Origin of the sequence: Secundilactobacillus angelensis, from assembly GCF_012641075.1 — a bacterium.
Lineage (GTDB): Bacteria > Bacillota > Bacilli > Lactobacillales > Lactobacillaceae > Secundilactobacillus > Secundilactobacillus angelensis.
Map to the genome: position 1 here is coordinate 206561 of NZ_JAAXLJ010000001.1, position 16946 is coordinate 223506.

The 16946-nt window shown below is 44.5% G+C and carries 10 protein-coding genes; 9 read left to right on the forward strand and 1 reads right to left on the reverse strand.

Features of this window, described 5'->3' with window-relative positions; translation table 11 throughout:
- Positions 1-123: 123 nt before the first annotated feature.
- Positions 124-1236: a YdcF family protein gene (locus HC026_RS00875; protein WP_168924078.1), complete on the reverse strand. Its 1113-nt coding sequence runs from the start codon at positions 1234-1236 to the stop codon at positions 124-126.
- A 163-nt stretch (positions 1237-1399) separates the two neighbouring features.
- Between HC026_RS00875 and HC026_RS00880 the strand changes: the two genes are divergently transcribed.
- The 9 genes from HC026_RS00880 to HC026_RS00920 form a co-directional block, all read left to right on the forward strand.
- Complete coding sequence (locus HC026_RS00880) at positions 1400-2803, forward strand: DHA2 family efflux MFS transporter permease subunit (RefSeq protein WP_168924079.1); 1404 nt, start codon at positions 1400-1402, stop codon at positions 2801-2803.
- A gap of 432 nt (positions 2804-3235) precedes the next feature.
- Positions 3236-4873 (forward strand): peptide ABC transporter substrate-binding protein, encoded by a 1638-nt coding sequence (locus HC026_RS00885; protein WP_168924080.1) that lies wholly within the window; start codon positions 3236-3238, stop codon positions 4871-4873.
- Positions 4874-5070: 197 nt separating this feature from the next.
- Entirely contained in the window at positions 5071-6339 is a 1269-nt protein-coding gene (locus HC026_RS00890; protein ID WP_168924081.1) for a metal-dependent hydrolase family protein, read from the forward strand.
- A 168-nt stretch (positions 6340-6507) separates the two neighbouring features.
- Positions 6508-7071, forward strand: coding sequence for a LemA family protein (locus HC026_RS00895; RefSeq protein ID WP_168924082.1), 564 nt, complete (start codon positions 6508-6510; stop codon positions 7069-7071).
- 16 nt (positions 7072-7087) lie between these two features.
- Positions 7088-7990, forward strand: coding sequence for a zinc metalloprotease HtpX (gene htpX, locus HC026_RS00900; protein ID WP_168924083.1), 903 nt, complete (start codon positions 7088-7090; stop codon positions 7988-7990).
- 385 nt (positions 7991-8375) lie between these two features.
- On the forward strand, positions 8376-9299 hold the full coding sequence (locus HC026_RS00905; protein ID WP_168924084.1) for an L-lactate dehydrogenase: 924 nt from the start codon (positions 8376-8378) through the stop codon (positions 9297-9299).
- 142 nt (positions 9300-9441) lie between these two features.
- Positions 9442-10626: an MFS transporter gene (locus HC026_RS00910; protein ID WP_168924085.1), complete on the forward strand. Its 1185-nt coding sequence runs from the start codon at positions 9442-9444 to the stop codon at positions 10624-10626.
- Positions 10627-10638: 12 nt separating this feature from the next.
- Entirely contained in the window at positions 10639-11484 is an 846-nt protein-coding gene (locus HC026_RS00915; protein ID WP_168924086.1) for a methyltransferase domain-containing protein, read from the forward strand.
- A gap of 278 nt (positions 11485-11762) precedes the next feature.
- A partial coding sequence (locus HC026_RS00920) for an MBG domain-containing protein (RefSeq protein WP_168924087.1) occupies positions 11763-16946 on the forward strand: 5184 nt, incomplete at its 3' end.

Consider the following 16946-nt stretch of genomic DNA (forward strand, 5'->3'; position numbering starts at 1 on the left):
TTGTGGAACAGGTTAAGGCAATATGCAAGTAATGAACTAAAGCAAATTCTGGGATGTGTGTGTCAAGAAATTTAACTAAATCCTTGTCAGCATAGACTTATGTTACAAACCTGTTTAGTATTGCTACAAGTTATCTAAAAACTGACGCACTGCTTGTATCCAGTTAGCAATCCAATCAGAATGCAAACTTAAGATCACCAAGAGCAGCGAGAACACAAACATGAGCACTACCATAATCAGATGTAACTTGCGTTGTCGCATGACAATTGCGATATATTCGCGCATCACGGCGTTTGGCAGGAAGAAACCGGCTGTTTTTGAACCGATTCCGGCAGCTTTTAAACCAACTGATCGAGCAAAGATGGCAGCACGGAAGGTGTGATAATTGTTGGTCACAAAAATCGTTTTCGGTTTCTTGATTGGAGAGTCGTCAATAATCTTTTTGGAAAATTGCATGTTTTGATAGGTCGTTTTCGAGGTCGTTTCGGCAAGAGCGTCATTAACAGCAACTCCGTGAGCAACTGCATACTGACGCATGGCTTCACCTTCAGGAATAGTTTCATCGCCACCCTGCCCGCCAGAAAAAATCATTTTGGGGGCGTGATCAGTTTTTTGTGACTGACGTTGATAGAATTGAATCCCTTTATTAATCCGTTGTGCCAGCAGTGGAGTGACCTGATCCCCGTTCATTAAACCAGCACCCAGTACGATGATAAAGTCTTTATTGTGCCGAGGCCAATAAAGCTGGTACAGCACCAGTACGGTGAGGTAATTATAAAACCAGAAGATGGCATATAGGATACAAAGTGCTGGAAAGGTAGTGAACAGATCAGCCCAGAATACGGGCAGATGGTTACGGATAAGACTGGTAAAAAACGGTAATAGCAGAATGCCAATCCCTAGATAAAGCGTTAGTGAATTGGCTAATGAGTGGCTTTCTCGACGCCAAACGAGGGCTGCGTTCCACAGCAGCAAAATGGCTTGAAGGGAGAAGGCCAGGCCGATACAAAACACCACAAACAAGAATAAAAAACCAACTGGATAAATAATGGCATTATTGTCGGTACTCAGAATCGTAAGTGCTAGAGCTAACCAAAAACTGTAGAAAAACAAATTGAACCAAATTCCGTTACGCAACCAGGTCCGATTATATGTATAACTGGTACCAAAGATAATCAAAAATAATGTGGTAATCAGCCAGCCAACTTTGACGTAGAATAAATAATCGCCTTGCAATAAAAACGCCTCCTTAATCGTTAAATTAAGTATACCTTAAAAATATAAAGCAACGTTAAAATCACCGATACCTTGGTATTTTGGCTGGAGACGCTTATACTAGAAAGGCTGGTTTTAACTTAGACATTAAAACCCAAAATGACATAGAGAAAGGATTTTTATTTTGGAAAATCAAGCCATTCCGAAAAGGACAATTCTAGCTATCATTGGCGCGGGGTTAATGGCGTTTTGCGGTGTCCTAACAGAAACATCGATGAACGTTACTTTTCCAACGCTGATGAAGCAATTTGGTCTTTCCATGAGTGTGGTTCAGTGGCTATCAACCGGTTATCTACTGCTGGTTTCACTGACCATGGCAACTTCGGCGTACATTCAACGCCGGTACAAAATTCGTAGTATCTTTATTTTTTCAGGAGTGTCATTTATCGTGGGCAGTTTTGTTTGTGCCATGGCACCCAACTTTATCACCTTATTAATTGGCCGACTGATTCAAGCCCTCGCGACGGGTTACGCAATTCCGCTATTATTCGCGATTATCTTGCAGCAGATTCCCGTTGCCCGCTTGGGTGTTTTTATGGGCCTTGGCGGCATGGTGGTGGGGGTCGCCCCTTCACTTGGCCCAACTTACGGTGGGATGAATACCTATCTGTTTACTTGGCGCGAAATTTTCTGGTTCATCTTACCCATTGTTGTGATTGCCGTTCTGCTAGGTAGCTTTACCATTACACAGAAGATGAAGACGCGTCGTGATACGTTCGATTTTCTCGGCGTGATCCTACTGGGCGCTTCCTTCTTCTTGATTGCTGAGGGCTTCACGGAAGCGGGCAACTTTGGCTGGCTCAGTATTCAGTTCTGGGGCTTTTTAATCGCCGGTTTACTCGTTATTGGCTTGTTTATTTATCATTCACTTCATTCCGAACGTGATTTGCTGGACTTGGCGATTTTTAAAACACCGACTTTTGTGTTGAGTATTTTGCCTTACTTCCTGATCCAGTTGATGAATATTGGTATTTCGTATTTATTGCCAAATTACAGCCAGCTGGTGTTTGGTGCTAACTCGCTAGTCGCTGGTTCAGCGATTCTATTGGGGAGTCTTGTTGGCGCAATCGTTCAACCAGTGAGTGGTCGGCTTTTGGATTCACACGGAGCCGGGTACCCAATTCGTATAGGGAGTGTGCTGATTGTCGTGGCGATGGTGTTATTTGCAGTATTTGGCCTGCACTTAACGATTCCAATGATTGTTGCTTTCTACACGATCTTTGGCCTAGGCTTTGGTTTTAGCTTTGGTAACGTGATGACCAATGGGATTCAGCAGGTAGATGGCAAATTACAGCAGGATGCTAACGCCGCTTTCAATACCAGTCAGCAATATGCCGGTTCAATTGGAACTGCAATTATGGCTGCCATTCTGACGGGTAGCCAGCACAGTCATTCGCATTTGTCACAAGCTGTGCTGTCAGCTCGTGGTGGCGCCCGTGATTTTATCCTGTTAGCCGTTCTGGCTATTGTGGCCTTCGTTTTGATTATGATTAATTTTCGGAAGCAAGCGAAAAAAATTAAGGTTTAAAATTTTTAAGCCAAATATAGGTAGCAAAAAAACATTTTAGTTGTGCACAAAACTTTTTTACACAAAACGGTTGACACTGATTGGTAAACTCGCTATAGTTAGCATCATTAAATATCGATGAGAAATCACTGAGAAGATTTAAGGAGTCGGAAGCAAGAAGTTTACAGAGAGCGTCAGGGACTGTGATGACGTAACGTCTTGTTTCTCAAAGTTAAATCCGAGTGATCGGGTGCGCCCACTATAGCGCCAACGTTATGCCGAGTCGACCGGCCGTACGTGAGTGGTTGTGTTTTTTGCACAACAAAAAAGGTGGTACCGCGCTTAAGCGTCCTTTTAGAAAGTTCAATCTTTCTGAAAGGACGCTTTTTTTGGCCAGAAGCGCGGGAACATCAACTCATCGATATTAAACACATAGAAATGGAGGAATAGCTAATGAGCACACATAAAGGAATGATCGTCATCGTAAGTATCGCAATGGGGATGATGAGCGCCTTATTAGGTGGCTGCGCGTCGACCGTTGTCGGTGGAGCGGGCGGCAATACCAGCAAAACACTGAAAGTAACTATTCCTGGAGAACCCATGACGATTGACCCCAACAAGTCCATTGAAACGAATGGCGCGGCAGTCATCAGCCAAATCAGTGAAGGAATTTACAGACGTAACGCGGATAACAAGATTGTGCCAGGCGTCGTTGAGAAAATCGTTAAGCCAACTGAAAATGGGACCAAGTACACTTTCACAATTAAGAAAGATGCTAAGTGGCAAAATGGTGATCCTGTCACTTCGCAAGATTTCGTAACATCGATGCAACGCAATGCCGATCCCGCTACTAAGTCGCAAGCAACAACGGATACCCAATACATTCAAAACTTCGCTGCTGTCAATAGTGGCAAGATGGATAAGAGTCAACTGGGGATTCACGCCGAAAATAGTCGCACCTTCAGCATCAAACTTTCTCGACCAGTACCCTATATGAATTATGAATTTGTCAGCTACCGGCCATTAAACACAGCGGCTATTAAGAAATTCGGCAGCAAGTATGGTTCAAGCGCGGATACGACGGTTGCCAACGGCGCTTACATGATCAAGGGCTGGACCGGTTCAAATGATTCTTGGCACTACGTTAAGAACCCGCACTACTGGGATGCTAAAGACGTTAAGATTTCAAACATTGACGTTCAAGTCGCTAAGGATGACAACACCGCGCAGAACCTGTTTAATTCCGGTACCGTGCAAGTCACCAGCATTAATGGTCAGTACGTTAAAGCCAACGCTAATAATAAGTCCGAGGTTGTCACTAAGAATGGTCGGAACAACTACATTTACTTCAATTCTAAGCGGCCAACGACAGCTAACGAGAACTTCCGTAAAGCCGTTAGCATGGTGATTGATCGAAAAGCACTCGCTGATAACGTGCTCCAGGATGGTTCTACAGCTTCCACTAACATTGTGCCAAAGGATTACGCTAAGGACCCGACTAATGGCAAGGACTTTATCGATGAAGTGGGTGATCAAGCACCAACGGATGTGAATAAAGCGAAGGATTACTGGACTAAGGCTCAAAAAGAGATTGGTAAGGACAAAGTCAGCATCGATTTCTTGGTCGATGATACCGACACCGAAAAGAAGGTTGCTGAATACGTTCAGGGCGCCGTTGAAAAGAATTTGAAGGGCGTTACGGTTAATATCGTCTCAGTCCCTCATGGTACCCATGTTTCTCGCGACTTTACCACCGACTTCGATATCACAACAGTTGGCTGGGGCCCCGATTATCCAGATGCCCAAAACTTCTTGGATGGGATGCAGAGTCAAAACTCAATCAACTTCTCAAAAACCAAGGATGATCAATATGATGCACTGATGGCGAAGGTTAATGATACGAACAAGTACTCAGCAGCCCAACGCTTTGAATTTGAAAAACAAGCAGATAAACGTTTGATGTCAATCGCGGCGGTTGCACCAACGTTCCAAACCGCACAAGCTCATTTGGTTAATAAAGACGTTGGCGGTCTGAAGTGGGACACCTTGTCGGGCGCTTCAGGACAGTTGCAGTACGCTTACTGGAAATAATTACATAGAAGCTGGCTTCAAGCCGCTTCTCTGAGGTACTCAAGCTTGGGTATGCTTGGGTATCTGAGATAAGCGGCTTGGGGGAAGCTGCTGGACAAAAAGAAAGGTGGTGGTTGATATGTCATACGCGTTAGTCTCAACTCAAGATGATGGTCCGTTACAGTTAAAAAACTTACATATAAAGAGGAGAAATTATTATGACAAAAATCAACTATACCAACGCAGCAATTTACAACCATGACGCACAGGACTTTGAAGCTAATCACTATGTCGTAGTCGATACGGAAACGGGTAAGATCGTTGAAACTGGTGAAGGCACGGTCAGCAGCGCCGTTCAAGTCGATGAAACAGTGGATATGAAGGGTAAGTACATCATGCCGGGGATCATGAACGCTCACACCCATATCACCAGCATTCCAACCTACTGGTGGCGCGATGGCGAAGAGGACCGGCATTCAGATTCTCGTGAATTTAACACCATGTATGCCATTCAAAACATGAAGGACGCTATCAACAACGGGATTACTTACATTCGTAACGTTGGTGCTGCTTATGATATCGATATCGAAATTAAGAAAATGCAGGAAAAAGGCATGATCAAAGGACCTAAGGTGATGACATCCGGCCGGGCATTTACCATGACTGGTGGTCACGGTTCAGGCAGCGGTCATGAAGTCGACGGTGTGGATGAAATGATCAAGGGCGTTCGTACCGCCATGAAGAAGGGTGTCGACAACATTAAGCTCATGGTCACTGGTGGCGTGCTAAAGAACGGTGAAACACCAGATGATATTCAGTTTAATGAAGACGAAGTAAGAGCTGCCGTTGTTGAAGCTCACCATAAGGGCAAGACGGTTGCTGCCCACGTTCAAGGGGCTGAAGGCGTCAAAGAAGCTGCCCGAGCTGGTGTTGATACCGTTGAACATGCTTTCAACATTGATGATGAAACCATCAAGATCTTTAAGGAACACGGTACGGCTGTCGTCCCAACGATGAACGCCATGTACGCGATTTATGAATACGGCGAAAAGACCGTACCAGAGTGGGCACGGCGCAAGGTTATTGTGAACATCGAGAAGCATTTCGCAAGCATTACCAAGGCAGCCGCAGCTGGAATTCCAATCGCCATGGGAACGGATGCTGGGACACCATACAACGGGTTCCAAAGCGAAAGTGCTTATGAAATTCAACTATACGTTGATAAAGCGGGCATGACACCTGCTCAAGCTATTGATACGGCTACGATCAACTGTGCCCGGGCCATGCACGTTGATAAGGAATATGGTGAAATTGCAGTAGGTAAATACGCCGACTTTATTGCCATGGCCGAGAACCCAATCGAGGATATTTCAGTTATTCAGCACGAAAAAGACGTTTATCAAAACGGTGTGAATGTTCACCGAGCAGTTGCGCAGGTTGAAGCTGGGCAACAAGTATCGAGTGAGATGGAAGCTGTTGGTCGCTAATAGTTGAATCGTCGAAAGTCATCGCCAAGTGCGGTGGCTTTTTTAGTGTTTTGAAAAGTTACGGCAACTTTAAGAATGTTCCCTTGATAACTTCTCGATTAGGTGATTGCACTAGGAACTGGTAAAATAGAGGCAACTTTAAGGTAGCATTGAAATGGAGGAATAAAAATGATTACAGGGATTATTATTGCAGTGGTTGTCGTTATTTTAATCATTGCTTATATCAGCGCGTATAACGGTTTGATCAAGGGCCGGACTTACGTACAAGAATCTTGGAGCCAAATTGACGTTCAGTTAAAGCGTCGGAACGATTTAATTCCTAATTTAATTGAAACGGTGAAGGGGTACAGTCACTACGAACAAAGTACCTTGGAAAAAGTCGTTGGTTTAAGAAATCAGTTGGTGAACAGTTCAGGTGAAGACCACCAACAAACGATGGCAGTTTCTGATCAATTGAGTAATTCATTGAAGAGTATTTTCGCAGTGGCTGAAGCTTACCCAGATTTAAAGGCCGACCAAGAATATACCAAGTTAATGGAAGAATTAACGAATACTGAAAACAAAATTGCTTACTCACGTCAGCTGTACAACTCAAGTGTTGCCAGCTTTAACCTGAAGATCCAATCATTTCCAAGCAACATTGTGGCGTCAATTCACCACTTCAAAATCAGTGAATATCTACAAGTTCCTGAAGAAGAAAAAGCAGCACCAAAAGTTTCTTTTGATAAATAAGCGGGGATGACAGCAGATGTTATACGAACAAATTGCGCAGAATAAACGGCGCACGATATACGTTCTGACTGGGTTTGTCATCTTAGTGCTGGCTATCGGTGCAGCAATTGGGTACGTCTTCTTTGACAGTTATGTCGCTGGGCTGGTGCTGGCACTGGTCTTTGCCGGCGTGTATGCCGCAATTATGATCGGCAATTCAACCAATATTGTGATGTCTATGAATCACGGTCATGAGATTACAAAAGAAGAACAAGCACCGGAGTTGTGGCACATTGTTGAAGACATGGCGTTAGTTGCTCGGGTACCTATGCCACGGGTGTTCATCATTGATGATCCTAGTCCTAACGCATTTGCAACCGGGAATAGTCCGAAAAACGCTGCGGTGGCTGCCACTTCCGGTATTATGGAACGGCTAAACCGTGAAGAATTAGAGGGCGTTATGGGACATGAAATGACCCATGTGCGTAACTACGATATCCGTCTGCAGACGATTGCGTTGGCGTTGGCTGCTGCAATTACCGGGATGGTCAACTTAGCTGGAAACTACTTCTGGTGGGGTGGCGGCGGTAGACGCCGCAGCAACGACAATGAGGGCGGCAACATTCTCCAGATCGTCATGCTAATCGTGTCAATCTTACTGGTTATCTTGGGTCCAATTGCCGCCACGATGGCGCAGATGGCCTTATCCAGAAACCGAGAATACTTGGCGGATGCAGGTAGTGTCGAATTGACGCGGAACCCGCAAGGTCTAATTTCAGCATTGCAAAAAATCTCAACCTCAGAACCAATGAAAGAGGCGGATCCAAGCAGTGCAGCGTTGTATATCTCGGATCCAACGAAAAGAAAAAAATCGCTAACGCACCTGTTTGATACTCACCCCCCGATGGAGGAGAGGATTGAGAGGTTGGAAAAGATGTAGAGCGTAAAAGAGCTCGTTTAGATTCCAGAATATAAGCAAATAAGGTAGGGTCTCCCTGGTTCTGGGAGGCCCTACCTTATTTGCTTATATGGCCGGAATCTGAGCTCTTTTGCGCGTTTCGGCTAGGTGAAAGATTTCACTTATATGGCCGGAATCTGGGCCCTTTTGCGCGTTTCGGCTAGGTAAAAGATTTTGCTTATATGGCCGGAATCTGAGTCCTTTTGCGCGTTTCGGCTAGGTAAAAGGAGCGCATATTCTCTCACACAGCCAGAACCCAAATTCAGACCATACCATTAAAAAATTTTCCATTCGCCACCTCACTAATAAAATGTTAAGATAATAACAATCCAATTAATAATCAATTAGAAAAATAGAGGTGCTTAACATGACAAGAAAAATCGGGGTAATTGGTATGGGTAACGTTGGTGCAACTGCCGCCCATTATATTGTGGCGAACGGTTTCGCTGATGACTTAGTTTTAATCGATCTTCGCGAGGATAAGGTGAAGGCCGATGCCTTGGACTTTGAAGATGCAATGCCAAATTTACCAGTACATACTAATATTACGGTGAATGACTATTCTGCATTGGAAGATGCGGATGTCATCATTTCAGCCGTTGGCAATATCAAATTACAGGATAATCCAAATGATGATCGATTTGCAGAACTGCCATTTACGAGTGAAGCAGCGAAAAAAGTGGGTGCACAGATCAAAGCTTCAGGGTTCCATGGCAAGTTAGTCGTGATTACGAACCCGGTTGATGTGATTACGTCAATTTACCAACAAGTTACAGGGCTGCCTAAGAATCACGTTGTTGGTACTGGGACATTGCTGGATTCGGCACGGATGAAGCGGGCAGTAGCCAATGAGTTAAACATCGATTCTCGCTCCGTTGTTGGCTATAACTTAGGTGAACACGGTAATTCTCAATTTACAGCTTGGTCAACGGTTCGGGTGCTTGGCAAGCCAATTACGGAAATTGCTAAGGAACGTAACCTTGATTTGGATGAATTAGATCATCAAGCACGGATCGGTGGCTACACGGTGTTCCATGCTAAAAAGTACACTAACTATGGGGTCGCCACGGCAGCGGTTCATTTAGCTAATACGATTTTAAGTGGTGCTGAGACTGAAATGCCGGTTTCTAACTACCGTGAAGAATACGGGACTTACCTGTCGTACCCAGCCATTGTCGGTCGGGACGGCGTGCAAGAACAGCTGCAGTTAGATTTAACTGATGAGGAACTTAAGAAGCTGCAAATTTCAGCGGATTATATCAAGACGAAGTTTGCGGAAAGTACCAAGTAATATCAGTCACTTATACGAGCAGCGGTCGATCCAGTAATGGATTGACCGTTGTTTTTTCACTAATAAATAATATCAGTAGAGATATAGCGCAAAACCTGATATACTACAATACTTGTGACTAAAATTCGTGGGAGGCGATCTTGTGTCGGGGAAAGTAAAACGTGCTATCTTGATTTTGATTTTGAGTGAATTTCTGGTCTGTTTAGGGATTGGACTAGTTATTCCAGTTATGCCGTTCTTGCGTAATCAACTCCATCTGTCGGCTTTTGATATGGGGGTCATGACGGCTTTATTTTCCTTTGCCCAATTTATCACCTCCCCAATAATCGGTAAAATTTCTGATCGGGTAGGCCGTAAGCCAATTATCGCGATTGGGCTGGCGCTCTACGCCGTTTCAGAAATCCTTTTTGCGTTGACTAACCTCTTGGGTATGTTTGATATCGCCCGTGTGATTGGTGGGATTTCGGCTGCCATGGTAACGCCCACTGGAATGGCACTGGCCGCAGATATTACAACTAAGCGGCAACGGGCTAAGGTGATTGGCTGGTTATCAGCCGCCTTTAGCGGTGGCCTAATACTTGGCCCCGGGATCGGTGGCATCTTGGCCGGTGTCAGCTACAAGGCGCCTTTTTGGTTCGCTGGCGGCTTAGGACTGCTCAGCACGATTGCGTTACTCTTCTTATTACCGAATGATTCTGAAATTGAAAAACCAGATCAAATTACCAGCCAGAAAACAAACAATCTCATGACCGGCGACTGGCATGATCTATTGATTAAGCCTGTTGTTCTACTGTTTATTTTGATTCTGGTTTCATCTTTTGGGCTACAAGGATTCGAAAGTATTTACAGCCTATTTGTTAATGAAGTTTTCCACTTTAGTATTGCTAACATTGCGTTAGTGCTGACATTGAATGGGCTAATTTCGTTAGTCTTTCAGGTGATGTTATTTGACCGGTTGGTGGTTCGCTTCAAGGAAACACGACTGATTCGGATCTGCTTTTTCTTTGCTCTCATTGGTACGGTTTGGATCATTTTCGCCCACAGCAAGATTGAAGTGATTATTGCGACTCTGATTGTCTTCACGGCCTTTGATCTTTTACGTCCAGCAATCACGACGCTACTCACTAAACTTAGCGCGAAGAACCAAGGCTTGATCAACGGTTTGAACATGTCCTTAACCAGTGTTGGTAATGTCATTGGGCCACTGATGTCAGGGGCGTTACTTGATATGAACACCCATTATCCATACGTTGTTGTGGCTGGGTTCCTGGCAGTCTCGTATTTAATGGCGTTTGCTGTTAAAATTAAACCACGTCATCTTGCGTAATGGAGGGTCATTGTGAAGAAAGCAGAGTTAGCGAGTCAATTTGTCAGCCAGCATCAGCAGCAGTTCCAGTGTCCGGTATGTGGCGGTCCAATCCAATCAGTCATTGATCAATCGTTAAAATGTGAAAATGACCATAGTTTTGATATCTCCAAAAAAGGAACGCTTTTTATGATCAACGCGCCGGTAAAAACGGAGTATACCGACGAAATGCTACGCTACAGACAGCAAATGCTGACTGCGGGATTTTTCAAACCAATGTTAGAGAGGGTTGTTGAACACGTTAAACATGGTGGCATCGTATTAGACGCTGGCTGTGGTGAGGGCACGACAACAAAGTGGCTAGCACAGCAAAATGCTAACGACGCCTACGTTGGTCTGGATATCTCTAAACCCGCGATTAACATTGCCGGTTCCGGTGCCATTAAAGAGCCGCAACCCTTGTTTATGGTTGGTGATTTAGCCAAACTTCCCTTTGGTGATCAACAGGTGACAACCATCGTTAATATTCTGTCACCAGCCAACTATCAGGAATTTGACCGCGTTTTACAGCCGGGTGGCAAACTAATCAAAGTCATCCCTAACAGTCAATATCTGAAAGAATTACGTGCGCTGATTTATCCTGAAGGCGAGCACGCGACTTACGATAATTCACCGGTGAAAGACCACTTCATCGCACAGTATGGGAAGGTTGATTTTACGCCTGTCCACTATGAATTTGACCTGACGCCAGGACTGTTTAAGGCGTTGTTTGAAATGACACCGTTGACGTGGCGAGCAGCTGATCGAAAGACTGATATTTTACAGCAAGGCCTAACCCATATTACAGCGGATTTTGAAATTGGTATTGTCACCAAATAAACTTAAAATATTCAATCTGGGCTCCATGGCATTTGCAGGTAATCACTGTAAATCCATGAGGCCCTTTATTTTTAGATACTTATCAATTAAATTATAAAAATATAATAAAAAGATACTGCTTACAGATGGTATTTCAAGATATAAATTGGTATACTAAAGGCAGAACATGAAAGTAAACTACTGTCTGATTGAAAGTTAATTTAGGGCGGTGATTTTGCGTCAGCATCTCATGAAGGGGAATGCTTGATGGTCATCAAAATTTTTTGGGGGGCATTAAAATGACAAAGCAAATCATGCAAAAAAAGCATAATCGGGTACTACGGGATAGTGCTCAAGTAAAAGAACACTTTAAGATGTATAAAGTTGGGAAGACATGGCTTTTTGCCGGACTGTTCACGATTTCATTGGGTGCCGGGCTAGCTGTTAGTCACCAAAACGTGATGGCGGATGTTTCAGATTTAACTGAACCAACCACGACGCAAACGGTAGCTCAACAAACTACTTCACAGACAGATACCGCCGCAACTAGCAGCGATACGCAATCACAGGAGTCAACGAACGCACAGACTGCTGGAGATACTACGGAATCAGCAACTCAAACAGGGACAACAAATGGTACAACTGCAACGGCTGCCAAAACAAAGGCTGCTAGCGTGCAAACCACTAATTTAGGTGATGTTACTGATCAAAGCACCATTGATCAAGCTAAGGCTACTGCTTCGGCAGCATACGCCAAGACGGGAACACCACAACAGATTACTGCTGTGGCTGGGACTCAAGGAGAACCGGACACCACAACTGCCGAGACTGTTGAAACACCCACAGTTACGGTTGAAAATAGCACCAAGGTATACGATGGGAAAACAGATACTCCTGCTAACTTTAACGTAAAGCTTTCGGATAATTTGACGGCACCAACAGATTGGTACGTTACTAGCACGAGTAACGAATATTTAGTGTCTGCCACATCAGCTGATTTAGATTTAACACAGGTCAATCAAAACGTTGGCACTTATGATATCACCTTAAGTACCGCTGGTTTAGCACGGCTTAATGCGGTTCAGGCTAATCAGGATAAAAACCTGACGTTGACCACTGCAGATGTAAAGGCCGGTCAATTAAGCATTACCAAGGCACCAGTTGCGAGTGGTTCAGTGACCGTTGAGGACACCTCAAAACCATATGATAACGATGCTTCAACGGATCCAACTAGCTATAACGTTAAATTGAATGATGGTCTAGTTGCACCAACTGGCTGGACTGTTAACAGTGATGGCACATATACCGTTACCGTAGCTTCTGGTGATTTAAACGCTGATATTACCAGTCAAGAAGCGGGAAGCTATAAAGTGACGTTATCCGCTGCCGGATTACAAAAAATCAATACGGCTAATGCCAACTACGATATTACTGCTGCGCAAGTAACAGCAGGTAATTTTAAGATTGCAGATAATACAAAGGTTTCTGTTGGCGTGGCTACAATCTCAGCTACGAATCCCGCTTTGCCTTCTAGCCTAGCAGTGTCTGTTCCGAGAGCGGAAAAAGTGCCCGATGATTGGACGATCAGTTACAATAATGCTGGCGTAGATAGCATCGTTTACAGTGTTCCGCTAAGTTACTTTGATTTCAGCCAAGTTGATACTGGTACGCTGGGGTCACACCCAATCACCTTGTCGAATGATGCCATTGATGGCTTAAATGCTTCAAATACCGCCGACATGAAACTGTTGAGTACTAATATTAAACCAGGTGCAATTATCGTAACGACGGCTGCGACCAATGCACCGCACCGTGGTTTATCCAATTTTGGTGGCGGTTTTCCCGATGGATTTGGCGATGGTCATACAATTCTTGGCGATGGGGATGGCACTCAACTGACCTTGGGCTTTTTCCATGGAACCGCGGGCGAATTTCAAAACTTTACGGATGTTGTGATTATCCCGGCTGGAATGACGGTGGCTGATGCGCATACAACAACGGTCAATGGTCAAACCGTGATGACTTACACGAAATCAACTGACCCAGCAAATAGTATTAAAGAACAAATTCAACCCGTCTTAGATCAACGCGGTGTTACTTATACGGACTTTAAGGTGACTCAATTAAGTGATTATAATAATCGGCAAGCCTTTGCGGTTCAATGGGGCACTGTTAACACTGCCAATCAAACGAGTCAACTTGATTCAAATACATTTTATTCAGTCAATATCATGGTTGATCCCGATGTGAGTGACGTGACAACCGTCAACTATGGTAATTTACAAGGCGAAAACGACGCCACTATCCTTTATGCCACCGATTCACCTAATTTGACTGACGGCAAGTACGTTTTGGATTACGGGGGTGCGTTCCCGAATAATCCGGTAGTTGCGACTGCGCTAGGTTTGTCTAATTTGGTAACCCTGGGTGACACGTACAATGGTTCACAATGGGCTGGCCACTTTACTATCGTTCATACACCAGTACAAGACACCTACCAGCTTATGGATGAGTCAGGTACGCAACAAGTGGGGGCTGCTGTTGCCACACAGGGTAAGGTTGGAGACAGTTATAATCCATTAAAGGTTGTTCCTGCCCAGTTTACCGCTGCGGATGGTACTGAATATGTATTGGATCAAGCCAGTGTTCCTACTGAGCAGACTTTTAATGCCAGCACAGCTAAGATTACTGCCGGACAAACTGTTTTGACGGGAGCGACCTACACCGCCAAATACAAGCAGGTTATTAATACGACAACTAATCAAGCAAAAGTCAGCGACCAAACAATCACCTGGGGTGCAACCACACCAGCTAACTACACGTTTACGCTACCAAGTAACTTAACGGCACCAAGTAACTGGACAAGCACGGGTAACAACACTTATACAGTGAGTGTTAATGATGCTGATTTAGATGTCTCTGATATTAAAAATCAAGTGGGTAGCTATGATGTTTTACTTTCAAATCAAGGGTTAGCTGATTTAGCAGCTGCCAACCCAGATTATCTTTTTGATAACCAAATCAACGGTGTGGGCAAATTAAACGTGATTGCGCTGAACATTCCTGTAACAGTTGAAGATACGGCGGGACAGCAGCTTAAAGACCCACAAACTGTCAGTTTAGGTACGAATCAAAAGGTAGCTGGTGCCGATGCAGGGCTTGGAACAGATTACCCAACGAGTCAGTTAAACACCATCACCTTTAACTACGCCGACAATGCGCAAAATACGACTGGTATTAAACAAGCTACCTTAGTTGTTAATAAGGCTGATAATACGATCACTCAAACCACCACTTACTTAGACAGTAGTAAACCAGCTTCAACCACAACGATTACTGCAGCTGAATTAGGTGGGTCTGATGCCGGTGAAGGTCTAGCGCTTCTGCTAAATATGGATGAAACTGGATCCGTCATTGGCTTTGGTGTTAAACCTCAAATTACGTTTGCTCAAGCAACGTCACTCAGTGCTTATGCCTCCGTCAAGGTAGTGTATAACCAAAAGGCTAGTGCTACTGTCACTTATGTTGATGATGACAATAACGGCAGTGTGGTTCCTGATACGGGTACTACCTTGAATGGCTACATTGGAGACGTATTGCCTTCTCAAGTGACTATTCCTGAGAACTATGTTGCCGCAAGCACCGATGCATTACCAACTACGGTTACTCTAACAGCGGATGATAGCGATAACCTCACCATTCATTTGAAACATCAGTTAGTAACTGATACTACTGGAAACATCACCAGCACGCAGACGGTTAATTACGCGATCAATGGCGGTGATTCTAGCAAGACACCGCAATCCAAGTCACAAACGATTACTTGGCACACGATCACCGATAAAGTGACTGGAACGTCCTATGCCACAGCACAGGCGGGGTATGCTGCTGTGAATACCCCTGACATTGCTGGCTATACGCCTAACAAGACAGTTGTTAACGCTGACTATCCTGGTGTCATTAATACCAGTGACATTAAGGACAGTAGTACTACTGTCACTTACACGCCTAATAAATCGACTACAACTATCACCTTCACGGGTTTGCCAGCATCTAAGACGCCTGAAAATAAGACCATTACAACCACCACGGATGAAGCTTATACCTTTGATGATATTCCGACCATCCCTGGTTATACAGCAAATGTGACTGAACTTACCGGGCTAGGTAAACCAACTGGGGACACTCTGAAGGTAACTTACAAAGCGGACAACAATTCTGCCACCGTAACGTACGTCGATGATGTCACTGGCACCATAGTGGATACGGATACTATTACTGGAGTGACTGATCAGACGGGTACTGTTAACTTCACAGCGCCAGCTAATTATGAATTTGCTAAGGATCAGGCTAACAGCGGTCACTACACCATTACACCTGATGATACTGATGATATTACAGTGCATTTAACACATGAAATTGTTTATGGGACTCAAGAAACCCAACGAGTCATTCACTACGTTATTGATAATCCTAATGCTGAATCAGTTCCACAGACACCAGCAACGGTTTCTCAAACAATTAAATGGCAGACTGCCAAGGATCAAGTTACGGGTGAAACTGTCGCAACCGCCCAGAATTCTGTTCCAGCAGTTACAATTCAATCAATTGAGGGTTACACTGCTACGATTGATGGTCAAACTGCTACAGAAGTATCGCAAATGTATGCGGGTGCGACGAATGCGGACAATCTGCAGGATACGGATGTTACCGTGACTTACAAGCCTAATACGGTAACTGCAACTGTTCAGGTCCCTAGCAATAAGGGGGATCAACCTGTAACGGGTGTATCCGGTCTTGTGGATAATCATGTTCAGGTTACGGTACCTGATTTACCAGGTTATTCGAAAGATAAAACAACCGTAACAGCAACTGTGCAAAGAGATGGCACGATTACGGTCGATAATCCAGCAACTACTGGTAAGGTAACTTACACGCCAAATCCACAAAAGATCAATGTTCAATTCGTTGATGAAAATGGACAAAGCTTAGGCACCACTGAATTGACCGGTGTATCCGACGGAACTGTGGATTACCAGCCAGCGTTTGAAGCGCAACAAGACCTCTTGAATCAGGGTTATACCTTGAAGGAGGGCAACAATAACGGTTTGGCCAATGCTAAGACAACTTATGACCATGACGATGCAGCCACCCCAACTTACGTGGTTGTCTTGAGTAAGGTCAACAATGTCAAAGTAACGGCCAGCATCGTACCAACCGACGGTGACGGTAATGCCATTCCAAATACCACGCCAACGTCAGTGCACAACTATCCAGGCACAAGTGTGGCAACGCCCGACATTCCAGGGTATACCACCACAACTTCAACGGTAACGGTTCCGGACGGCCGTGATGATAATACGATTAACGTGGTCTACACGCCGAATCCACAAAAGATCAATGTTAAGTTTGTGGACGAAAATGGACAAAGCTTAGGGACCACTGAATTATCCGGTGTATCCGACGGAACGGTGGATTACCAG